Genomic DNA, 21,689 nt, shown 5'->3' with positions numbered 1-21,689 from the left:
CCTTATTTTTGGGTGGTTGGGGGTTATAGGTGCTTAGAGCTTGAAAATAGCTATTTCAGCTTGAAGATTATCCGAAATATTTTTTAGTTCTGTCATTGCATTTTTATTTTCACTAACCGCTTGTTGAGTTTTAGAAGAAATATCTGCCACTGTTATAATTTTTTCTTCAATTTCTTCCATTAATTTTACTTGAGCGGCTACCTCTTGATTTACCTCTTGTGCTTTAAAAAGACTGTCATTAGCTTGTTTGTAGATTAAATCCACACTATCTCTTACCTCTTCACTTAAACTTTTACCTTGAGAAATCAGTGGTATAGACTCTTCTATAACGCCTACTGTTGCTATCGTTTCTTCTTGAATTTGTTTGTTAATTATAGCAATTTGATCTGTTGCCCCGCCTGTTTTTTCAGCCAATTTACGAATTTCATCAGCAACGACGGCAAAACCTCTACCTACATCTCCCGCTCTAGCAGCTTCTATGGCTGCGTTTAGAGCAAGTAAATTAGTTTGATCTGTAATCTCGCTAATAAGTTCTGTACTTGTTCCTATATTCTTAGCATGTTCGCTAAGCAAGGCAATTTGCTGAGAAACTCTAGAAGAATTGCTTGCGATATATTCCATTTGAGAAGCTGTATCCTCGGCATATTTTTTATTATTCTGACAAACTTGAGTGGTATTTTTTGAATTTTCTTCTGTTTCTAGAGCCATTTTGGAAACATTTTGTGTTTTTTGACTGATTTCTCGAATTTTAAGAGCAGATTCTCTAGAAGTTTCGCCTTGAAAAATCACTGCCTTTTCAGTTTCACTTATACGACCTACCACCAAATCAGCTTTGTGGTTTAACTCATTAGAAATAATAATCATTTTTTGGACTATATTTCGTAATTGATTTTGCATTCTAGAAATAGAATAAAGTATACTTTGTTTATATTCTGTATGAATTGGCTGTGTTAAATTTCCATTAGCAACTTCGGTGATAATTCTATTTACATCTCTTGGTTCACCACCTACGGATTTTTTAATATATCTCACTATCAAATAAGCAATAACTATAGAAATAATTAAAGCAATTATAATGATACCCATCATGATAAATCGAAAGGATTTACTTTCTAAAAGTGCTATTTGAGTTAATTCTTGATTAGCTAATTCTTGATAATCAATCAATTTATTTGTTTGAGCCAACCATAAAATAAATTCTGGTCTAGCAGAATCTAAAACCATTTTAGTTGCTGATTGAATATCATTTTCTTTCACCACTGCGTCAATAATCTTTTGATAAATTTGCACGGTATTTTTCTTAGTTTTTGCAATATCCTCCATCATAGAGCGTACATTTGAATCACCACCACCCTTAGCTACAATATCATTTAAAATAAGCTCAGCTTCTTCATAATCTTTTTCCAATTTTTGTATTTGAGCTAAAGTTTTTCTTAAGTCTTCCTGATCTTGTGCTAAAACGACATCACGAATTAAAATTGATCTATCATGGATACTTCCCCTAAAATTAATCGCTTGACGAGAAATCAAAGCGTTTTCCCCTGTTGCTGCTGTAAGAGTTTTATCTAAAAAATTCACTTTAGCTATTGAAAAAACAGCTATAAACAACATAATAAAAATAATCAAAGCAAAACTTAAATACAATCTTGCCGAAATTCCTAAGCGGTTCATTATTTTCTCCTTTTTGTTTAATATTTGCATTCAAATTATAGCAAATTTATATTAAAAATTAAAGTATTCTAAATTTTAGAACATTGAGAAAGTACACCATTTATCATTATCATTTGCTTGTTAAAATCTTGAAATTTAGGTATGTAAGCAAAACCACTAAGCGGATTGACTATAATGCAAATTTGATTTGCCTGTATTGAGCTTAAGCGTATGACACAGTCTTGATTAGTTTTAGCTAAATTTTTATCATAAACACCTTGAGAAGTTCGCAAAGGAGAATATAATCTTCCTCTTTCATCAAAAACTATCCTTGTAGAACCCCTACACGAACCTTTAAATTCTACTTTTTTTATACCAAATTTTTTAAAAATATTAAATCTTTGAGTAGTCTTACTATCGCTCTTATCAATAACTCCACTTTGTCCTGAATTCATTAATTTTTTGGGGTTTATAATATCTACAGCAATTTCACGATCAATATTGATTTCAGTTTTTCCTAAATTAGCGTTTCCATCACCATTTTTATCTAAAAATATCGTATAAGTTTGCTCATAATTTGTTGCTGCTGAATTGATAAAATATAATTGCCATCTACTTTTATACCACTCTCTTTTTGCCACTGCTAATTCCAAATCCCTAAAACTCTCTTGAGTCATTGCTAAAGTTCTTACATAGCGTATGTCATTAAGAATTTGCTTTGCACCTTGCATGAGTCTATCTTGTTTTAGATTGATTTGTGCTATGGAAATCACAAGGCCTAAGATTAAAACAACTAAAACTAGCTCAAAAAGCGTAAAAGCATCACTAGTATCTTTGGATTTGATAAATTTTTTCAAATTTTCCTAGCTTTATTGTAATATTTTTTTTATTTTTATCAAGCTGGTCTTTATTTTTAATACTTTTTAGATAAAAAGTATTACTATCTTCAATATCATAGAATTTCAATCTTGGCTGCAAAGATGTGCCAACTCTTAATTTAAAAATTTCTTGTTTTTTAAGCTCTTTGCTTAATTCTTTAGCAAGGTGATAGTTATTAGCAAAATTATATTTTGGATCAGAAACAAAATAATATAAAATTTGATTTCCTATGATAACAAAATAACAAAATAGTAAAAAAATGATAGAGCATTCTATAAAAATTTTATATCTTAATCTAAATTGCGGTAAACGCACCCTATAACTTGCCATCAAGGTTTTAATAAGTAGCGGAGTGCAAATCACACAAAATGGCAAAAAATCCTCCAAATAAAGCTTTTGCCTCAAAGAAAGCAAGGAACAAAAAATAAAGGTTACGCTCATTAAAAACCATAGTAAACTTTTTTGCTCTTTAAAAGTTAAACGATAAGCTACATAAAAAAAATAAATAAAAACAAGTGGCGAAAAACAAGCGGCGAAAATTCCCAAAGTATCCAAAAAATATCCTCTTGGACGCCCACCTGTATCAAAACCATAAAAGCTTATGCTCAAACCAAAAAGTACAAGGGCCAAAGTCAATAAAAAAGAATTTCTTTTATAAATTCCAAAAAAGAAAAAGGTTAAAAATAAAATATTAAAAGACTTATCTACAAATAAAGCTAAAATCAAAAGCGGATAAAAAATCCATTTTTTTTCATATTCATACGCACAAATTATAGCTAGCGTTAAAAAAATCACTATAGAGGCTTCATTTACCAACAAAGCACTTGCAACCGTTCCTGGCAACAATACAAAAAGCAAAAGAGATAAGAAGCTATCAAAATGAGTTTTTGTATATTTTAAAGCCAAAATATAAAGTAAAATACAACTTAAAAAATGAAAAAATAAAATAGGAATTCTTAAACCAAAGTCATTTTGTCCAAAAACAAAAGTTCCAAAATGTGTGAGATAATAAAGCAAACTATGATTAAAAAAAAGAAAACTTCCTTTTTCTTCAAAATAAATTTTAGCCTCATCAGCACTAATGCTAAGGGTTGAAATTCCATAAAGCAAAGCAAGTAAATCAAAAGCAAGTAAAAGAATAATAAGCTTATAATTTTTGATTTTTTCCATAAATTTGATTTTACAAAATTAAACTTAAAATATCAACTGATGTAAATTTCAAAAAATAATCCCATGCCTAATGTATAAAATAAAAATATTTTTATAAAAAGCCAACCTTGCAACACCCCATTTTATTTCTTTTATAACTTTTGAATGAATTCATAAATTTTTGACTTGTTTTTGACATTTCTTTCCTTAATTTTTGTAAAATTATAGTATTTTTTTAAAAATTTTATTAATACATTATATTTTACCTTATTTAATCATAATACCAAATAAAAAGGCGAAAATGCAAACAATTGATCAAAATTTTCAAGCACAAATTGAAATTAAAAAATCTACTTTTTTATCCTATCTTTGCCCTTTTAAAGATTTTAAAAATTTGCTTGTAAATTTAAAAAAAGAACACCCCAAAGCCGTTCATTTTGTTTATGCTTATCGAACTTTAAATGAATACAATCAAATCATAGAAGATAAAAGTGATGATGGCGAACCTAAGGGCACTTCAGGCATACCTTCTTTAAATGTTTTAAGAGGGTATGATCTTGTCAACACTGCAGTCATCACTGTAAGATATTTTGGTGGCACCAAACTTGGGACAGGAGGACTTGTAAGAGCTTATAGTGACGCGGCAAATGCAGCGATTAACAATGCCTCCTTGCTAACTTTTGAATTTAAAAAAAATATCAAAATTGCCATAGATTTTAAAAATCTCAATCGCTTCGAACATTTTTTAAGAACTCACTCTTTGGAATTTGAGCGAGACTTTAAAAATGAAAAAGTGATTTTAAGCTTAAATTTAAACGAAGAGGAAGAGCAAAAGTTTGAAATCTTTTGCGCCCAATTTACACCTTTTGAAATAGAGAAATTATAATCTATCTTAAAGCCTCGTTTGAGGCTTTAATTTAAATCGCGTTAAGTAAATCACCTAAAAGACTACTGTCTTTATTTTGTCCATTTGCATTTTGATTTAAAAGATCATTATGCACACTCGCACTTTGAGCTTTTAAAGAAAGTTCGCCCTCGTTTTGCCTAAAACGATAAGCATACATGCTTGACATTTGTGCGTATTGAGAGGAATTAGAATTTGAACTTTGGGTATTGTTTTGTAAATTTTCTTCCGTACTAGAAATACCCGAATTTTCCTCTAATTTACTTAATATATCCATAAAATCAGAATCAGAAGTCGAAGAATAATCTTCTACTTGCTTATCCACCTGCTTATACTGACCACTAATCGCATCATATTCATATGAGCTAATAGTTTTATAACTTACTTGCATAGCTTTCTCCTTTCAAAATATGCAAAAACTATACAAGCAAAAAGTGTTCCTTAATCACCATGAGTTGGTAAATGCTCCACATCAAGTTCATTATCTCTTATAAATTCTTCTTTTGCTCTCTTGCAATTTTCATCGCGTATTTTACGATATTCATTGCGTATGGTGATTTCTTTGTCGCTTAAAGGTCTATCTTCTAAAAAACTGATATGAAAATAAGTATCATCGCTTTTTGAATAAGTATTGTAAAAATCTATATAATCAAAATAATCCTTACCATTGTCAAATTCCACTACTTCTTCTATATAAATAGTAGGTCCAAAGCCTTTATGATTTTGGGTAAAATGTCCAAAGCCTGCGCTATACTGAATTCTAAATTTAGCCATCATTTTCTCCTAAAAATTCTTGGTAAGTTCCACGAAAATCAGTCAGTTCTCCATCTTTTAAGTGCCAAATACGATTAGCAAAAGCAGAAACCAGCTCCCTATCGTGACTTATACAAAGTGCAACACCCTTGAAATTATATAAAGCTTCACCAAGGGCTATGATACTCTCAAGATCCAAATGGTTATCAGGCTCATCCAAAAGTAAAAAATTTGGGCGCTCTAGCATCAAACGCGAAAGCATTAAACGATGTTTTTCCCCTCCGCTTAAGCTCGCTGCCATTTTCTCTTGATCACTACCACTAAAAAGCATTCTACCTAAACACTTTCGAATTTCATCCAAATCTTTGAATTTTTCACTCATAAGCCATTCGTAAAGTTTCAAATTTTCACAAATTAAATTACTTGTATCTTGGGGAAAATATCCAAGTTCTATAGTCGCTCCAAGGTGTATAGAACCGCTATCAGGAGCAATAGCATTGGCAATGATTTTAGCCAAAGTTGACTTGCCTACACCATTTGCACCAATTAAAGCAATTTTGTCATTTTTTTCGATTTTTAATTCTAAATTTGAAAACAATTCTTTATCATAAGCCTTACTAATACCCTTAAGCTCTAAAACTTCATTTCCTATTTCACGATTTGTTCTAAAAACTATACTTGGATCCCTGCGACTTGAAATTTTAATCTCTTCAAGCTCCAATTTCTCCAAAGCCTTTGCACGACTTGTAGCTTGTTTTGCCTTAGAAGCATTCGCACTAAAACGGCGGATAAAATTTTCTAATTCTTCTCTTTCTTTTAAAGTTTTATCGCGCTTAAGTTCAGCTTGTTTTGCCAAAAGCGTTGAAGCCATATACCAATCATCGTAATTTCCCGCAAAATCACGAATTTGTTTAAAATCCACATCCAAAATTCTTGTACAAATTTTATTTAAAAAATGCCTATCATGAGAGATGACAACCAAGGTTCCCTCATGTCTTAAAAGCTCATTTTCAAGCCAAGAAATCGCTTCTAAGTCAAGGTTATTTGTAGGCTCATCTAAAAAAAGTACATCTGCTCCTAAAAACAATACTTGCGCAAGCAAGACTTTAAATTTGTCTGCGCTTTGCAAGGTGCTCATCAAAGCATCAAAATCTTTGATTTTTAAAGAGCTTAAAATTTTCTCACAACGCGTTTCACAATCATAATTAGGATCCTCTTCAGCCGTTATTATCTCAAGCTCACCTAAACGCTCATTGATCTCATCAGTAAATTCTTCGCTCATATAAAGTTTTTCTTTTTCTTTTAAAGCATCATATAAACGCTTATTTGCGCACATTACCGCATCTTTGATGGTGTAGTTTTCAAAAGCAAATTGATCCTGTCCTAAAACTGCGATTTTTAAACCTTCATCAAATACTATTTCACCACTACTTGACTCAATTTCTCCTGAAAGAATTTTCAAAAAAGTCGATTTTCCTGCACCATTAGCACCGATAAGTCCGTATCTTTGTCCTCGAACAAGTTTTAAATTAACATTTTCAAATAAAAGCTGATTTGCAAAACGCATAGTAAGATTTTTTACTTCAACCATGATTTTCCTTAAATTTTTTACTTATAAAAATTTTTAAGAAATTGTATCAAAAAAAGACTTGAAATTAATTAAGTATAAATTTTATATAGACAATGAAAATAAAATTTCATTGTCAAAATAAATTAATAATCTAAAAGTTCTACAAAAACTTGCTTTTTATCATCACTAAATCTAGCACTATAAGAAATTTGAGTTTCGTATTCTCCTTCATCAAATAAAACTCCTTTTAAAACACCTCTTGAATATTTTTCTCGCATTTCATTAGGCATTTGTGGATAAGTAAATTTTAAACTGGCCATACAAAAACTAGTTTTTTTATCCTTGCTATCTTTGGTTATAAAACTTTCAAAAGAAGTATAAACCACTTCATTGACATAATCTTTCAAATCAAGCAAAGGTTTAAAATGCGCCCTTAAACCCCAAGCGTATCTGTAGATAATGCAGCCTCTAAATCCCTTATATCCATACCATTAGAATTTATCCTTAACGTCCTTAAGGATTGTTCATCTAAACCGTATTCAATATAAACCCATTCATCATCCAAAATACTTTTTAGTGTAAACTTAACATCTTCATCATCGCATTTTGGCTTATTGTTAAAACATCCTGTAAATAAAAAAAACAAACATCAAACTTAATAAAATATTTTTCATTATTTCTCCATTATTATTTTAATAAATTCTATGATTTCATCATTTTTAGCACCATCTTGCCCCAAAAGACTTTTTAGCAAATCCGAGCTAAGCTGTGGAGGAAATATAAGATAAGAATTTATTGGAAAACCATTTGATTTTAAGCCTATGCAAAATTTTTCATCTTTATTTGTGTATGCTTTTCCTACAACAATTTTATAAGTATCTTTCTCATAAAGCAAGGTAGGCTCTACTTCAAAAGGTACATATTTTTCACTCATTTTCATCTCCATTCTTTCATTAGTTTTAAAATAAAATAATCATCACTGTATGATATTTGCAATTTTTTCATAATTTTATTTGCGAAGTTTTTTACCTACTAAAAACATATCTACAATCCACCAAATAGTTCAATTGACTATCCAATTCATAAGCGCTAATATATATGCTATGTTCTGCAAAGATTCACTTGCAACAATATTAAAAATTATTGGAATAATCACAAATGCTAAACGCACAAAACCTAAAACCATATCACCTATCATAAAACACCCTACTCCAAAAGGGCCAAATAAAAAAGTTCCTACCCAAAACATCAAAGCAGGGCTTTTTAGTTTAAGCATAGGAAGTTGATTTAACACATCTTTTTTCTTTCTTCGCTTAAGCGTTCAAATTTTTCTTTTAGCGTAATTGCCGCTAAACCATCTCTTGGTAACTTATCGCCAATATTAGAAAGAACTGAATTAAAATCCATACATTTCTCCTTAAAAATTAAAAATTTCCTTGAATTATTCCACACTATAACTTAATTAATATTGAAATATTAAATATATTTTATATAAAAGATTGAACATTTCAAGTGTTTTTAATAAAGAAATTTTAATGTAAAATTTTTTAAAGGCTAAATTTTTGAGGTAAAAAATGACAAAAAAGAGCAAGCGTGATATGGCATATGAACTAGACATTGATGTTAGCACTTTATATAATTGGAGAAAATACAAACCCAATTTATATCGTATTGTTATGCTTGGCTTTAAATTTGATGAACTTTTAGAAAATAGCAAAAAAACTCATGAAGAATTGCTTCATATAGAACAAACCATACAAGATGAAATTGCTAAATTTAAATAAAATCCGCTTTTAAGCTTTTTTCTATACAATTATCACTTTTATTAAAATCAAGGATTTGAAATGTTTTTATTAGATTTTTTAATATCATTGAGTTTTATTTTTGAAATTTCAGCTCTTGTGCTATCCTTTTACTTTAAAAATTCAAAAATTTTCTTTTTGACTTTAGTATTACTAGGAGCTAAGTTGCCTTATTTTTATACAAGTTTTTTTCAAGCTAATTTATTTGTGGCTTTGTTTTTACCTATGATTTTTACTCTATTTTGCCTTGGAAAACATCATGTTTTAATTTTAAATAAAAAAAATATCGCCTCAATTACAACCCTTATTTTTATAGGCGTTTTAAGCATCATTTTACCTAGAAATACTACTTTCAATAGCGCTGGTTTAGAATTTCATTTTATTACATTAAATTTTTTTAAACCTGTGAGTGAATTAGGATTTTTATTTTTTTTAGTCGGCTTAATACTCATTTTTATCAAAACTTTTAAAACTAAAGAATATTATCTTCTTATCGCATTTTTTACTGCGTATTTTCAATTTTTATTCCAAGAAGGAGCAGGAATAAGATATTTTGAATTTGCAAGTTTGGTTTTTTGTTTTTATCTTTTAAATCACGCTTATAGGTTAGCTTTTTTTGACACCTTAACAAAGCTACCCAATGAAAAAAGCCTTACACGCTTTACAAAAGGAAAAAACAACTATATCATTGCCTTGCTTCATTTTAATGAACTAAAAGATACCAAAGAAAGCTATACCAAACTCATTTTAAAACAAATTGCAAAAATTTTAAAACGCTTTAGAGCAAAAATTTTTATCGTAGAAAATGATTTTATTTTAATTTTTAATGATAAAAATCAAGCTTTAAATCATCTTGCTTTTTTAGAATCCACCTTGAAAAACACGGAATTTAATTTAGAAAATGAAAATTTTAAACCGGATTTTAAATTGATTTGGCAAGAAAGTGAAGAAAATTTGGATAAAAATTTACAAAGTCTAAGAGCAAGACTCTTAGACTAAAAAATTATTTTTCGTTCGCTTCAACTTCGATATTTAAATTAATATCATCACTTAAAGTAATAGTTGAAGTACCTGGCGCAAAGTTAAAATCAGAGCGTTTGATTTTACCATTTAAAGAAAAACCTACTTTTTCTTTTCCATCTTTACCCTTAGCTGTACCGCCGATTTCAGTATCTAAAACCACATCTTTAGAAACGCCTGCTATGGTTAAAGTTCCTGTCATTTTACCCTTTTCGTTATCGATTTTTTCATATTTTTTCATTACAAAAGTCATATTAGGGAATTGTTTTGCTTTGAAAAAATCATTTTGTTGTAAGTGATTATCTCTTGTTTGATTGTCTGTATTTACAGATGCTACTTTAATTGTTGCTTCAAGTTTTTTAAATTCAAAACTTGCAGGATCAAAGTCAATTACCGCATCATAATCTTGAAAATTTCCTTTTACATTGCTAATTTGCAAATGTTTAATTTTAAAACCTACATCAGTGTGAGTTTTATCTAAAGTATATTCTTTAGCAAATAAACCTGCACTCAACAAAGAAGCTGCAACAAGAGAGCTTAATAAAATCTTTTTCATTTTTTTCCTTTTTTTGTATTTTTATGTAAAAAGAATTCTAATAAACAAAAAACAATCAACCATTAATGATAATTTTAGTCCATTTTATTTTTAAGAAAAATCACAAATTCATCAAAACTAGGCAAATTTAAGTCTTTTAATTCTCTTTGCTGCTTGCCCCACATACATTCTGGAAAAAAAGCATCCTCTTTAAATCTCGCCATTATATGAAAATGTACCCTTGGAACATAGTTTGCAAAAGAAGCAATATTGATTTTTTCAGGTTTGTAAAATTCTATCATAGCCTTTTCACATCGCAAAATTTTGTCAAAAATTTCTTTTTGAAGTTCGTAGGGACAATCGCTAAATTCTTTATAAACTTGCTTGGTAAAAATTTTAATCCATGGCACTTGAGCTTCCTCTTTTTCGATATAAATCAAGTCATTCTCATAAATCATTAATCTTCCTTTAAAATTGTATTGATTGTTATTTTACAAAATTTATCAAAATTTTAAGTCAAAATGCGTTAATATTGTCTAAAATATACAAAAAAAAATAAAGGAGGAAAAATGCAAATTGGCTTAAATTACAACTATGCTAGCAATTCCTCTTATTATGATAAAACACAAAAAAATAATGCCGAACAAAAAAATACAGAAAATACAAACTCACAAAATAAAGACTCAAAACAAAACAATGAACAAACTCAAATGATAAATGGCGTTGAGCTTACCATACAGCAAGTACAACAAGTGCGTGAGCTTCAAAGTATAGACAGAAATGTAAAAGCTCACGAAGCAGCACATCAAGCCGCTGGAGGTGGTTTAGCTGGAGCTGCAAGCTTTAGTTACACAAGAGGACCTGATAATCAAATGTATGCCACAGCAGGTGAAGTTCCTATAAGAATGCAAAAAGGAAGGACACCTGAAGAAACTATCGCCAATGCGCGTCAAGTCGTTGCAGCAGCCATGGCGCCTGCTGATCCTAGTCCGCAAGATTATAAAGTCGCTGCAAATGCTCTAAAAATGGAATTTGAAGCAAGAGCTGAAGCAACAAAACTTAAAGCGCAAGAAGCACAAGAGAAAAAAGAAGAAAACGAAGAAAAGCAAGAAAATCTTGATATAAATAATCAAGATTCTAAAGATAATTTCGAAGAAACACAAGCAAACAAAGACTTGAAAAATTTCATTGGCAAAATTTATCAACAAAATTCACAAAATAATCCAATCAATTTTAGTTTAGTTTCTTAAAATATTTTTGATGACATTTTAATAAATTTCTATATCTTGAGAATTTAGCTTTCTATAAGCAGCACAAGCTTCTTGGTGTTTTTTATCGCAAGCCATACCTAAATATCTCTTAGCCTTTTTCAAATCTTTTTTCTCAAGCTCATAATAACGTCCGATCAAATAACAAGCCTCTGCAAAACCTAAAGTACAAGATTTAGAATAAAAAGCCAAAGCTGATTTAAGATTTTGCCTTACAAGCTCTCCTCTTTCATACAAAAAGCCTAATTTATAGCAAGCTCTAGCGTCTTTTAAATCGCAAGATCTTTTATAAAAATGCGTAGTCATTTGACCATCTTTTTCATCTTCATAAACCAAACCTATATGATTACAACTTGAAGATTCACCTAAATTACAAGCCTTGTTAAATGCCAAAAGGGATTCATTAACATAACCTAGATCTTGTAAGGTTAAGGCCATATTAGAACAAGCCTTAGCCAAACCGAGTTTGCAGGATTTATCATAAAATTTATACGCTTTATCAAAATCTCTTGCAACTCCTTGAGCATTTTCATTCATATAGGCTAAAGAAAAGCAAGCTCTAGCATTGTCTTTTTCGCAAAGTCTTTCAAAAATTTCATATGCTTTTACAAATTTATTTCCCTCATAAAGCCTTAAAGCATTATCTAAATCATCCACAGCAAAAAGAGTGTGAAAAAATAAAGATAAAATGAAAAATATCCTCATAAATTTTCCTTCAATACACTTCTGACTTCTAAAATTTGCTCTTTGCGTTTTTGTAATTCTACTTTTTTTAAGTCTAAAATTTTATTTTTTTCTTGAATTATATTTGTATTTTGTTCTAAAAAATGATTAGATATTTTTACTAAAATCGGTTTATTGATAAGCAAAGCTTCAAATTCATAAGCATTAAGCTCAGTTAAAACCCTTTCATAAATTTCACTCTTTTTAGGATAAAAAAGCGTAAATTCGGAACTATCTAGCTCATAAAGAACTCGACTTTCATTGATTTTTCTACTGAAAAATGCCAAGCTTAATTTTGTAGCGTTTGCATAATTTGCAAAAGCTTTGAGATTTAACTTTTCAAAAAATAAATCCAACTCTAGCAAACTTTTAAATAAAAGCTCTTTAAAGTCTTTTAAAAAGTACTCATCGCTTGCATTGCAAAAAGCCCTAAGTTCGCTAAAATTTTTATCGCTTTGCAAGATATTATCTTTTTGTATATTTGAAAATTCAGCTTTAAAAAGCAAAATGTCTTTTTCTAAATTGTCTATAAAATCTTTCAATTTTTGTTTTATTTTTTCAAATGATTCGTAAATTTCATTTTTGATTTTTTTAAATTCTTTATTCATTATATCGCTGTTGTAAAACATTGCCAAAAAAGCATCATCGCTCGAAATAAAAGGAGCTTTATAATCGTATTTTACATACAAATCTTTTTTCAAAAATCCCTTGGCTTCTTTATAAAAATGAGCCTCTTTTTCTTTAATGCAATTAAAAATTTCACTCGCAATTCTTTCGCCAATGCTTTTAAGCTTATTTAAAATTTGATGATTTAAAATTTGAACTTCTTTTATAAAATCATCAAAAGAAGAATTTAATTTCTCTTGATAAATTTGAAATTGATTTGCAAGCTTATCAAAAATATCCACAAAAAGCCTATTTTCATCCTCTAAAACTTGACATAAATGAAGCATTTTTCTCTTTGTAAATTTTTGTTTTAAGGCTTTCTCATCTAAGTTATCTAAAAAATCTAACAAAAGATTAAAATTAGATTCTTCATATTTTGTTTCATCTTTTGCTTCCTTGCAAGAAATGGCAATTAATTCTTTAAAATATTTAGAAAAAACTGTTTTGGCATAATTTAACACATTTTCTAATTCTTGAGCGCTAAGCTTATCTTTTTGATTTAACACACAAATGCTATTTTCACCCAAAAGCTCCAAATTTGCCTTTATAGCATCTTCTTCGCTCTTTTTTCCTGCATTATCGATCAAACTTAACCAAATTGCCGCGTGGATATTTTGGAGCTCCTTTAGGGTGGTTAAAGTATCATCTTCATTAGCATTAAGCCCTGGAGTGTCCACTAGGGTGATTTTTTTAAGCAAAGGTATGGGTGCAAAAATATGCAAACTTTTTGTTTCTTTTACATTATTTCTTTGATCTGTGTATTTTGCCAACTCCTCTATATGAGTGATTTCATCACTTCCATCTTGAAATTCAACTCTTAAAAAATACTCATCCGCATAACGCAAAAAAGTGGGTTTAAAAGTAACAGGCACTACTCCAGTAGGCAAGCATTCTTTTTTTAGGATTAAATTCAAAAGGGTTGATTTTCCACTTGAAAATTGTCCTATGATAGCAATATTAATATTTTTATCTAAAGAAAAACTCAATTCTTCAAGCTCTTGAATAAGATTATAGCTTGGGTGCATGAAAGGCTCATTTAGTTTTTTACACAACATTTTAATTTGCCCTTCAAAACTTTTATCAAAATCTATATTATAGGCATCTTCATAAGCCTTTATAAAATGATTTAAAATATTAATTTGCATTCATAAGCTCCACTTCAAGCTGTTGTAATTTTGCAATTTTTTCCAAATTTCCCTCATAAGAAAATAAAATGTCAGCATTTTGATTTTTAAGATTATTGATTAAATGTTCAATACTCGCTAACTTTTCTTTTTGCAATACTTCATAATTTTTCATTCTTTCATTCAAGAAAGCAAAAAAGGCACCATTGATATCCAAATCCTTTAATATAGCACCTATATTAAAACTTTCAAAAGTGCTAAAAATCACTTCTGTTAATTTTGTTTCAAGCTCAAATAAATCGACTTTGGTAGAGATAATTTGCTCGATTTGCAGTCTTAACAATGCAAATTTTTCATCACTAAAAATATTTTCTATCTTTTTAGAAATTTTATCTTTAAAGCCTTCAAATCCATTGTCAAAATCATCTTTTAAGAAATCATATTTTAAAGCCAAACTTGTTTTTAATTCCTCTATTTTTTTAATATTTTCAAATTTAACTTCTCTTAAAATATCATTAATACCATCTTTAACCGTGATATCTATCATATTTAAAATACGATTAATGTTAATTTTTTGGGCTTTATCTTTTAGATATTTAATCTCATCAATCAAACGCTCTTTGAGCTTTTTAGCCAATAATAAAACAAGATTATCCACCCCATTTTCAAAATTTTCAAGATTTAAAATCGAATTTGAAATCTCTTCTTTTGCCTCCTTAAGCGCTTCTTCTTTAGCCTTAAATTCCAATAAAAGTTTATCATTTTCTTCGCTTAAGCCTTGCCCGTCTTCTTTTATAAGCTTGTTTTGCATTTCATATTCATTTAAAATATTTCTAAGCTCTAAAAGCAATTCTTTTTTATAGGCTTGTAAAATAATTTTACTTTTTTCTCCAGAATAAAGCTCATTAAAAAGATATTCCTCAAATTCTTTCATGCCACTTTTCTTAAAGCTTTCTTCAGAAGATAAACCCTTGTAAAAATCACTTGCCATTTTTGCGCTTACACATAAAAAATCTATCTTTTCTATCAAATGCGTGTCAAAATTTTCAAGTCTAGCCTTAAGACTTTCTTTGGTGTAATTTATCACTTCATCTAAATCTTTTTGGCTTAACAAATCCGCCTTGGTAAGGACAATTAAAAATTTGCCAAGCCGAGAATTCAATAAACAATGGATTAAAAATTCAGCATCTTTTTGTGTTAAAGCTTGAGAAGCATTCATAAGATGGATTAAAAAATCGCTTTCTTTAAGATACTCATTAGTTAGAATTTCTCTTTGCACGACTATATCATCAAGTCCTGGAGTATCCACTATAGAGATATTGTTTTTTAAAAATTCCAAATTGCTTTTGATTTCTATCTTCTTAATAAGAGCAGAAATTTGGTTTTTAGCAGAACTAAACTCTTTAAGCTCCTTTAGATTGATTTTTTGTGTTAAAGCCTTATCTTGAACATATTCTTTAATATCGATTTTTAAAGCAAGCTCATCGATGAATTCTTTAAGCTCCTTGCTAAATTTGGAACTTTTTAATATATTATCCCATTCTTGAGTATCCCAAAAATAAATCACGGCCTCTTGAGTATTGCCATAGCTTAATAAAGTCAAATTCGCGGTTTCAGGGATATTAGAAACCCCCAAAAAATCCTCTTTTAAAAGCGCATTAAGCAAGCTTGATTTTCCTGAATTCATAACACCTGTTATAGCTATATTAAATTCTAATTTTTGAAATTTCTCTAAAGTCTTTTGAAGTCTTATTTTGCTATTTTCATCAAAACTCAATTGACTAAGTTCCATATTGATATGATTAAGCTCATTAAAACCACTTTGAAACAAAGCTTTTTTATCGATACTTTGAACTTGAATATTTTGTATATATTCTAAAATTTCAGCATTGTTTGAAATTTTTTGCAAAATTCGCAAGGCTTTTAATAAATCTTGTTTAGGTATAAAACCCTCCCTAAACATATTTAAAACACAAATTTGAGCTTTTTGAATGCTAAAAATATCTACTCTTAAATCAATTTTTTTACAAATATTGCTAAATTCTTTTAAGAGAAAATATCTTTCATAATTATCCTTATTAACACTCAATATAATAGCAAGTTCGGAAACATCAAGAATATTTTTATCTTTAAAGCTTGCATTAAAATCTAAAAGCTGGAGTTCATTTTGCCAGAGTTTTTGGAGTAATTCTTTCATAATTTTCCCCTTTTTAAGGGGAAAATATTATTTATTTCTTTGAGCAACAAGTTGTCTTCTCATATAAGCAATTTTGCTTTGTAAAGGTAAATTTTTAGGACAATTATCTTCGCAAGCTAATAAAGACATACATCCAAAAACACCATCATCATCACCCACTAATTCATAGAAATCTTCAACTGTTCTATGATCGTGCGGATCTTGTAAATATCTAGCTGTTCTTAAAAGCCCTGTTGCTGCGATAAAATTCGGGCGCATAAGCTTAGTTGCACACGAAGCCACACAAATTCCGCACTCAATACAACGATCAAGCTCAAAAGTTTCCTCTGCTACTTCAGGTTCTATGCGTTCTTCAATTTTTGAAATATCGGTTTCTTTTTCATTATGTACCCAACTTTCAACGCGCTTACACATATCCTCAAACCACTCGCCTGTATTGACACTCAAATCCTTAATATGTCTAAATGCAGGCATAGGCATAAGCTCGATAACTCCATCAGAATAATCTTTTGTTAAAGTCTTACAAGCAAGCTTTGGCACACCATTAATCATCATTGCACAAGATCCACAAATCCCTGCACGACAAACAAAGTCAAAACTCAAATCCGCATCCATTTTTTCGCGGATTAAAGTCAAGCACACAAAAACTGTCATAAAAGGAGTTTCTTCAAGCTCGTAAGTTACAAAATGAGGTTTTGAAATTTTGCTTAAAGGATTATATTTAAACGCCTTTATCGTTAATTTTCTACTCATAATCCACTCCTATTCTTTGATTTAGCGCTTTATATTTTGGTTGTAATTCATAAGGCATTAAAGCGTGCTGAATTTCGTGACGATTTTTACCTTCAGCTTCCATTTTTTCGCGGATTGCATCAACTTCAGCTTGACGCTTTTCACTTAAAGGATTTTCTATGATATTACCTTTAGCACCATACCCACGGAATGCAGGTGGCATTTCCATTTTCATAATATCAAGTTCATCGTATTCAACACGAGGCAAGCTTTCGCCCTCTACCCAGTAAGTTAAAGTTCTCTTCATCCAGTTCAAATCATCTCTTTTTGGATAATCCTCTCTATAGTGCGCCCCACGACTTTCAGTTCTTAATAACGCTCCATAAGCTACGCAAAGTGCAACTTTAAGCATTCTTGGAACTCTATAAGCTTCTTCTAGCTCAGGGTTTGCACAATCAAGCTCTTTACAATGTACTTTTACATTTTGAGATTCTTTATAAAGTTTTTCAAGCTCATCAACAGCTTCTTTTAAGCCTTCACCTGTTCTAAAGATTGCTACTTTATCCCACATGATTTCTTTCATTCTATTTTTGATTTCAAAAACAGAATATTTACCTTCTTTATCTACTAAAGATTTTAAATATTGGTATTCTTTTGTTAAAAAGTCTTTTACTATATTTGTATCGATAACTTCACCATTATTTTTACAATAATCTGCAAAATAATCCCCTATAATCATACCTGCAACAACGGTTTCAGCACAGCTATTTCCTCCCAAGCGGTTAAATCCGTGCATATCCCAACACGCTGCCTCGCCACAAGCAAAAAGACCATCTAACCATTGACTCTCGCCTGTAGGTTTTGTTCTAATGCCACCCATAGAATAATGCTGCATAGGTAAAACTGGAGCCCAACCTTTTGGACCTTCATCAGCAGGATCAATACCATTGAAAGTTTTGCAAATATCTTGCACATCACGAAGATTTTTTTCTACATGTGCACGGCCAAGTATGGAAATATCAAGCCACAAATGATCGCCATAAGGACTTTTTACACCCTTACCTTTTCTAATATGCTCCATCATTCTACGACTTACCACATCACGGCTTGCAAGTTCTTTTTTCTCTGGTTCATAATCAGGCATGAAACGATATCCATCCACATCACGTAAAATTCCACCATCTCCACGACACCCTTCAGTAAGTAAAATTCCACTTGGGACAATAGGCGTTGGGTGAAATTGCACAGCTTCCATATTTGAAAGTCTACAAAGTCCTGTTTCAAGAGCTATAGCTGCACCTGTTCCTTCGCAGATAACCGCATTTGTGGTTTGCTTATAAATTCTACCATAACCACCCGTTGCTATCATTGTTCCTCTTGCAATATAAGCAATCAGTTGCCCATTAGTTAAATCTCTTGCAATTACACCTAAGCATTTTTTGCCATCATGGATAACTCTAACCGCTTCCATTCTATCGATAATTTTTACCTGATGTTTGATAGCTTCATTAGCTACGCCATAAAGCATACAGTGGCCTGTAGCATCAGCTATATAACAAGTTCTCCATTTTTTAGTTCCACCAAAGTCACGAGCATTGATGAGTCCATGAGCCTCTTCTCTTTCTTCGATTACAGTTTTTTGTGCGTTAATAACAACTGTTCTTGGTCCTTTAGTTACCCTAGTCCAAGGAACCCCCCAAGAAGCAAGTTCGCGAACGGCTTTTGGAGCAGTTTGTGCAAACATTCTTGCTACTTCTTGATCACAACCCCAGTCGCTTCCTTTTACTGTATCTGCAAAGTGTAAATCTTCGTTATCACCTTCACCTTTAGCACCATTTCCTAAAGAAGCTTGCATACCTCCTTGCACCGCAGCAGAGTGCGAACGCTTTACCGGACAAATACTTAAAAGTGTTACACTTTGACCACTTTTTGCCACCTCTATTGCAGCTCTAAGGCCTGCCAAACCTCCGCCTATTACTAAAGCATCACTATATTGAATATTCATAATTTGCTCCATTATAAGTTTTTACCATTGCAGTTGTTTGACTTTGATAGTTTTCAAATCCAATTTTCGCAAATGCTGCAAGACTTAAAACTCCTAAAACCAAGAAGAAAATGCTGATTATCCATTTTGCCATCTTGAGTTTTTTACGACTTTTGCGAATATCTTTAACATCTTTTGCTTCAAACCAGCCCCATTTTACACAAAGTCTATAAAGCCCTATACTACCATGCAATTCCACACAGATTAAAAGTGCGATATAAAAAAGCCACATAAAATGATTGATCACCCTATCACCTGACATATCAGCAGAAATTTTATCTCCATTTGTGATAACAAAAATCAAGTGCGCAGAGCCTAAGAAAAACATTACAAAACCTGTAAATGCTTGAACAAGCCATAATGAAGTATCACCATGATTCATTTTTTTAGCATGAGTTCTAAGAATTTGGTATTGGCGAAAATTAATAGGAAATTTTCTCATAGCCAATAAAGCATGCACAAAAAACACCACCAAAACACAGGCAGCTAAAAACGAGGTAATATAACTCATCATTGGATCGTTATAAATGAATTTTAATTCCAAAAAATGGACAACGGAATTAAAAAAATCCTTACTCACCAAGATAGTAGATACAAAAACCATATGTACCCACATGAAAAGACCTAGAAAAAGCCCAGAAGCACTTTGGATAAAATCTAACTTTGCAGGCATTTTACTTTTTTTGCCATCAATGCTCTTACCCAAATACCCTTCGATAAGCTCACTCATCTTCACTCCTTTATAGAAAGAAATTTAAAAAATCTCTTCATTATAGTACAATAGCCTTTAATACACATTAAATATTTACTTTTTTAAACTTTATGCAAATATAAAATAACAAGGCTGCTACAAACATAAGCAAACTCAAAATTTGTCCCATGCTCATACCCCAAAAAATAAAGCCTAAACCAAAATCTGGTTCACGATAAAATTCACATACAAAACGCGCCAAAGAATAAACACAAGCATAAACAAGAATAAGTTCACCTTGAAATTTTTGTTTCATTTTTACCAGATAAATAACAATAAAAACCACAACTCCCTCTAAAAAGGCTTCATAAAGTTGTGATGGATGTCTTAAAACTCCCTCCACATAAATACCCCAAGATACATCGGTAATGCGTCCAAAAAGCTCTTGGTTTAAAAAATTTCCTATACGACCAAAAACATAAGCTAAAGGTACACTCAAAGCCACCAAATCAAGAAATTTCCAAGGATTTTCTTTGTATTTTTTACAAAATAAAAAAGTAGCTATCAAAAATCCTATAATCGCACCATGATAACTCATACCACGAATGCCTACAAATTCACCATTTGCATAAGGATTGAAAATTTGCCAAGGATGAGTAATATAATACATAGTGTGTGCATCATAAATTAAAATATATCCAAGTCTTGCTCCTAAAATCACGCCAATTTCCACCCAAATAAAATAACTATCTAAGCGTTTTTCATCGATATCTAGCTTAAATTTTCTTACAAAAAATTTCGCTAAAAGTAAGGCTAAAAGTAAGGCTAAAACATACATAATTCCATACCAATGTACTTTAAACCCTAAAACACTAAAAGCCACAACATCAAAATTTGAATAAATATTTTGCCAAAATTCCATACTTTTTCCATTATTTATTTTGTAAAAATATAGCAAAAAAACTTTAACTTGCTATAATTAAACATAATTTCTTATCTTAAAGGTTAAAAAATGAAAAAATATTTCTTATTTATTATTGCTTTATTTTTAGCTGCTTGCAGTGGTGCTAGCAATAATTTTGTGCATGTTTCAATGCCTAATTTCAAACCTCAAACTCCTACAAAAGTAGAGCCTATAGATTCTGGGGTTTCAATCATGCTAGAACCTATAAATATAGAACAAAATAATAATTATTCAGATTATTTTGAAAACTCTGTACTTAAAATTCGCATTGACAAGGAAGTGGCTCTTTTAAAAGAAAATTTAGAAGAACAATTTAAAACCATAGCACAGCTTAAGGGCTATAAAATAGTAACTTCAAATCCTGATTACACTCTTAAAAGTTTGATAAATGTTCTTATAGAAGAAAAAAATATACAAAAATCAAATAATTTTATGAGTGGAGAGTCTGTTAAATCTAATTTAGGAATTAAATTTCAAGGAAAAATTGATTTTATTGATCAGCACAACCCTCAAAATTCGACCAATCTAACAAGCCATACCAAACTTGACTCCTTGGTGGATTTAAATTACCCTATTAAAACCAAAGATGGAATAAATATGTTTAAAACTACTATTTCAACAGTACCCACACAACTCAATAAAGGTCTAGAAAAACCAGCTTTTGAAATAGATAAAAGTTTTTTACATTTTTATAAAAATACTTTAAATACACTCTATAATAATCTTCCAAAAGCCACAGATATAGGAAAAACTGTACCAAATAGCAATACTGATTCTAGCGGCTTTAATCATTTTGATACCAACACAATATTTGAAGAAAATTTACCTCAAGAACAAAATTTGGATAATAGCTCGCAAGATATTTCTTTTCAAGAGCAAACATCTTCAAATTCAAATATACAATATGAAAATAACACAAACAAAAATCAAGATGGGGTTATCATTTTTGAATGATTAGCCTAAATAGTAAATAATACTTTGATTTCTCTTATTATATTTGATATTTTCTAAGAGAAAT

At 30.3% G+C, this 21,689-nt stretch carries 23 protein-coding genes and 1 pseudogene; 5 read left to right on the top strand and 19 right to left on the bottom strand.

What is annotated here, in order from left to right; genetic code table 11:
• Positions 1–33: 33 nt before the first annotated feature.
• From CCO88_RS06150 to CCO88_RS06140, 3 genes are all read right to left on the bottom strand, one after another.
• On the bottom strand, positions 34–1,671 hold the full coding sequence (locus CCO88_RS06150; protein WP_002818738.1) for a methyl-accepting chemotaxis protein: 1,638 nt from the start codon (positions 1,669–1,671) through the stop codon (positions 34–36).
• Positions 1,672–1,739: 68 nt separating this feature from the next.
• Positions 1,740–2,507, bottom strand: a complete 768-nt coding sequence (locus CCO88_RS06145; protein WP_002778424.1) for a hypothetical protein — start codon at positions 2,505–2,507, stop codon at positions 1,740–1,742.
• Complete coding sequence (locus tag CCO88_RS06140) at positions 2,476–3,699, bottom strand: hypothetical protein (RefSeq protein ID WP_002839726.1); 1,224 nt, start codon at positions 3,697–3,699, stop codon at positions 2,476–2,478. Before CCO88_RS06140 ends, CCO88_RS06145 begins: the two co-directional genes overlap by 32 nt.
• Before the next feature lie 280 nt (positions 3,700–3,979).
• On the opposite strand from CCO88_RS06140, the gene CCO88_RS06135 reads away from it, so the two are divergent.
• The gene (locus tag CCO88_RS06135) at positions 3,980–4,564 is read left to right on the top strand and encodes a YigZ family protein (RefSeq protein ID WP_002789640.1); all 585 of its coding nucleotides are present in this window, start codon (positions 3,980–3,982) and stop codon (positions 4,562–4,564) included.
• A 31-nt stretch (positions 4,565–4,595) separates the two neighbouring features.
• On the opposite strand, the gene CCO88_RS06130 is transcribed toward CCO88_RS06135, so the two are convergent.
• The 7 genes and pseudogenes from CCO88_RS06130 to CCO88_RS11070 all read right to left on the bottom strand — a co-directional run bounded on the left by CCO88_RS06130 (position 4,596) and on the right by CCO88_RS11070 (position 8,312).
• Entirely contained in the window at positions 4,596–4,973 is a 378-nt protein-coding gene (locus tag CCO88_RS06130) for a hypothetical protein (RefSeq protein ID WP_002778419.1), read from the bottom strand.
• Between the two features lie 50 nt (positions 4,974–5,023).
• On the bottom strand, positions 5,024–5,359 hold the full coding sequence (locus CCO88_RS06125; RefSeq protein ID WP_004284883.1) for a hypothetical protein: 336 nt from the start codon (positions 5,357–5,359) through the stop codon (positions 5,024–5,026).
• Complete coding sequence (locus tag CCO88_RS06120; RefSeq protein WP_002809865.1) at positions 5,349–6,926, bottom strand: ABC-F family ATP-binding cassette domain-containing protein; 1,578 nt, start codon at positions 6,924–6,926, stop codon at positions 5,349–5,351. Before CCO88_RS06120 ends, CCO88_RS06125 begins: the two co-directional genes overlap by 11 nt.
• Positions 6,927–7,048: 122 nt before the next feature.
• Positions 7,049–7,321 carry a hypothetical protein gene (locus CCO88_RS10640; protein WP_170245730.1) on the bottom strand — a complete coding sequence of 91 codons (273 nt, stop codon included), beginning with the start codon at positions 7,319–7,321 and terminating at the stop codon, positions 7,049–7,051.
• Positions 7,322–7,338: 17 nt separating this feature from the next.
• Complete coding sequence (locus CCO88_RS10635) at positions 7,339–7,551, bottom strand: hypothetical protein (protein ID WP_170245729.1); 213 nt, start codon at positions 7,549–7,551, stop codon at positions 7,339–7,341.
• Positions 7,552–7,578: 27 nt separating this feature from the next.
• Positions 7,579–7,839, bottom strand: a complete 261-nt coding sequence (locus tag CCO88_RS06110) for a hypothetical protein (RefSeq protein WP_002806943.1) — start codon at positions 7,837–7,839, stop codon at positions 7,579–7,581.
• A 75-nt stretch (positions 7,840–7,914) separates the two neighbouring features.
• A pseudogene (locus CCO88_RS11070) lies at positions 7,915–8,312 on the bottom strand (hypothetical protein).
• Between the two features lie 167 nt (positions 8,313–8,479).
• Between CCO88_RS11070 and CCO88_RS06100 the strand changes: the two are divergent.
• Both CCO88_RS06100 and CCO88_RS06095 read left to right on the top strand, forming a co-directional pair.
• Positions 8,480–8,689 carry a transcriptional regulator gene (locus CCO88_RS06100; protein WP_002778401.1) on the top strand — a complete coding sequence of 70 codons (210 nt, stop codon included), beginning with the start codon at positions 8,480–8,482 and terminating at the stop codon, positions 8,687–8,689.
• Positions 8,690–8,749: 60 nt separating this feature from the next.
• The gene (locus tag CCO88_RS06095; protein ID WP_002806950.1) at positions 8,750–9,706 is read left to right on the top strand and encodes a nucleotidyl cyclase domain-containing protein; all 957 of its coding nucleotides are present in this window, start codon (positions 8,750–8,752) and stop codon (positions 9,704–9,706) included.
• Between the two features lie 4 nt (positions 9,707–9,710).
• On the opposite strand, the gene CCO88_RS06090 is transcribed toward CCO88_RS06095, so the two are convergent.
• Both CCO88_RS06090 and CCO88_RS06085 read right to left on the bottom strand, forming a co-directional pair.
• On the bottom strand, positions 9,711–10,283 hold the full coding sequence (locus CCO88_RS06090) for a YceI family protein (protein ID WP_002785317.1): 573 nt from the start codon (positions 10,281–10,283) through the stop codon (positions 9,711–9,713).
• 74 nt (positions 10,284–10,357) lie between these two features.
• Complete coding sequence (locus tag CCO88_RS06085; protein ID WP_002778398.1) at positions 10,358–10,720, bottom strand: HIT family protein; 363 nt, start codon at positions 10,718–10,720, stop codon at positions 10,358–10,360.
• A 111-nt stretch (positions 10,721–10,831) separates the two neighbouring features.
• Between CCO88_RS06085 and CCO88_RS06080 the strand changes: the two genes are divergently transcribed.
• Entirely contained in the window at positions 10,832–11,512 is a 681-nt protein-coding gene (locus CCO88_RS06080; protein WP_002812294.1) for a putative metalloprotease CJM1_0395 family protein, read from the top strand.
• A gap of 18 nt (positions 11,513–11,530) precedes the next feature.
• Here CCO88_RS06080 and CCO88_RS06075 read toward each other — a convergent pair whose 3' ends face one another.
• The 7 genes from CCO88_RS06075 to lgt all read right to left on the bottom strand — a co-directional run bounded on the left by CCO88_RS06075 (position 11,531) and on the right by lgt (position 20,629).
• Positions 11,531–12,235 (bottom strand): tetratricopeptide repeat protein, encoded by a 705-nt coding sequence (locus tag CCO88_RS06075; protein WP_002783114.1) that lies wholly within the window; start codon positions 12,233–12,235, stop codon positions 11,531–11,533.
• On the bottom strand, positions 12,232–14,064 hold the full coding sequence (locus tag CCO88_RS06070) for a dynamin family protein (RefSeq protein WP_002783117.1): 1,833 nt from the start codon (positions 14,062–14,064) through the stop codon (positions 12,232–12,234). Before CCO88_RS06070 ends, CCO88_RS06075 begins: the two co-directional genes overlap by 4 nt.
• Complete coding sequence (locus tag CCO88_RS06065; protein WP_002812296.1) at positions 14,054–16,240, bottom strand: dynamin family protein; 2,187 nt, start codon at positions 16,238–16,240, stop codon at positions 14,054–14,056. The genes CCO88_RS06070 and CCO88_RS06065 overlap by 11 nt, the downstream gene beginning before the upstream one ends.
• Before the next feature lie 27 nt (positions 16,241–16,267).
• A complete protein-coding gene (locus CCO88_RS06060) occupies positions 16,268–16,993 on the bottom strand; it encodes a fumarate reductase iron-sulfur subunit (RefSeq protein WP_002778387.1) in 726 nt (241 codons plus the stop codon).
• Positions 16,986–18,977, bottom strand: a complete 1,992-nt coding sequence (locus CCO88_RS06055; protein WP_002783123.1) for a fumarate reductase flavoprotein subunit — start codon at positions 18,975–18,977, stop codon at positions 16,986–16,988. The genes CCO88_RS06060 and CCO88_RS06055 overlap by 8 nt, the downstream gene beginning before the upstream one ends.
• Complete coding sequence (locus tag CCO88_RS06050; RefSeq protein ID WP_002778384.1) at positions 18,961–19,746, bottom strand: fumarate reductase cytochrome b subunit; 786 nt, start codon at positions 19,744–19,746, stop codon at positions 18,961–18,963. Before CCO88_RS06050 ends, CCO88_RS06055 begins: the two co-directional genes overlap by 17 nt.
• Positions 19,747–19,813: 67 nt before the next feature.
• Positions 19,814–20,629, bottom strand: a complete 816-nt coding sequence (gene lgt / locus CCO88_RS06045; protein WP_002778382.1) for a prolipoprotein diacylglyceryl transferase — start codon at positions 20,627–20,629, stop codon at positions 19,814–19,816.
• A 90-nt stretch (positions 20,630–20,719) separates the two neighbouring features.
• On the opposite strand from lgt, the gene CCO88_RS06040 reads away from it, so the two are divergent.
• Positions 20,720–21,625, top strand: coding sequence for a YajG family lipoprotein (locus CCO88_RS06040; protein ID WP_002778381.1), 906 nt, complete (start codon positions 20,720–20,722; stop codon positions 21,623–21,625).
• Positions 21,626–21,689 lie beyond the last annotated feature (64 nt).

Origin of the sequence: Campylobacter coli LMG 9860 (genome assembly GCF_000254135.1) — a bacterium.
Lineage (GTDB): Bacteria > Campylobacterota > Campylobacteria > Campylobacterales > Campylobacteraceae > Campylobacter_D > Campylobacter_D coli.
The sequence above is the reverse complement of the archived record's forward strand: the minus strand, read 5'-3'. Positions and strand labels throughout refer to the sequence as shown.

Bases quoted from the DNA above. Each gene is read 5' to 3' on its own strand.
- CCO88_RS06090 (WP_002785317.1), bottom strand. From the start codon at position 10,283: ATGAAAAAGATTTTATTAAGCTCTCTTGTTGCAGCTTCTTTGTTGAGT.
- CCO88_RS06110 (WP_002806943.1), bottom strand. From the start codon at position 7,839: ATGAGTGAAAAATATGTACCTTTTGAAGTAGAGCCTACCTTGCTTTAT.
- lgt (WP_002778382.1), bottom strand. From the start codon at position 20,629: ATGGAATTTTGGCAAAATATTTATTCAAATTTTGATGTTGTGGCTTTT.
- CCO88_RS06130 (WP_002778419.1), bottom strand. From the start codon at position 4,973: ATGCAAGTAAGTTATAAAACTATTAGCTCATATGAATATGATGCGATT.
- CCO88_RS06060 (WP_002778387.1), bottom strand. From the start codon at position 16,993: ATGAGTAGAAAATTAACGATAAAGGCGTTTAAATATAATCCTTTAAGC.
- CCO88_RS06080 (WP_002812294.1), top strand. From the start codon at position 10,832: ATGCAAATTGGCTTAAATTACAACTATGCTAGCAATTCCTCTTATTAT.
- CCO88_RS06100 (WP_002778401.1), top strand. From the start codon at position 8,480: ATGACAAAAAAGAGCAAGCGTGATATGGCATATGAACTAGACATTGAT.
- CCO88_RS06055 (WP_002783123.1), bottom strand. From the start codon at position 18,977: ATGAATATTCAATATAGTGATGCTTTAGTAATAGGCGGAGGTTTGGCA.
- CCO88_RS06065 (WP_002812296.1), bottom strand. From the start codon at position 16,240: ATGAAAGAATTACTCCAAAAACTCTGGCAAAATGAACTCCAGCTTTTA.
- CCO88_RS06040 (WP_002778381.1), top strand. From the start codon at position 20,720: ATGAAAAAATATTTCTTATTTATTATTGCTTTATTTTTAGCTGCTTGC.
- CCO88_RS06125 (WP_004284883.1), bottom strand. From the start codon at position 5,359: ATGATGGCTAAATTTAGAATTCAGTATAGCGCAGGCTTTGGACATTTT.
- CCO88_RS06050 (WP_002778384.1), bottom strand. From the start codon at position 19,746: ATGAGTGAGCTTATCGAAGGGTATTTGGGTAAGAGCATTGATGGCAAA.
- CCO88_RS06140 (WP_002839726.1), bottom strand. From the start codon at position 3,699: ATGGAAAAAATCAAAAATTATAAGCTTATTATTCTTTTACTTGCTTTT.
- CCO88_RS06085 (WP_002778398.1), bottom strand. From the start codon at position 10,720: ATGATTTATGAGAATGACTTGATTTATATCGAAAAAGAGGAAGCTCAA.
- CCO88_RS06095 (WP_002806950.1), top strand. From the start codon at position 8,750: ATGTTTTTATTAGATTTTTTAATATCATTGAGTTTTATTTTTGAAATT.
- CCO88_RS06070 (WP_002783117.1), bottom strand. From the start codon at position 14,064: ATGCAAATTAATATTTTAAATCATTTTATAAAGGCTTATGAAGATGCC.
- CCO88_RS06135 (WP_002789640.1), top strand. From the start codon at position 3,980: ATGCAAACAATTGATCAAAATTTTCAAGCACAAATTGAAATTAAAAAA.
- CCO88_RS06150 (WP_002818738.1), bottom strand. From the start codon at position 1,671: ATGAACCGCTTAGGAATTTCGGCAAGATTGTATTTAAGTTTTGCTTTG.
- CCO88_RS06075 (WP_002783114.1), bottom strand. From the start codon at position 12,235: ATGAGGATATTTTTCATTTTATCTTTATTTTTTCACACTCTTTTTGCT.
- CCO88_RS06120 (WP_002809865.1), bottom strand. From the start codon at position 6,926: ATGGTTGAAGTAAAAAATCTTACTATGCGTTTTGCAAATCAGCTTTTA.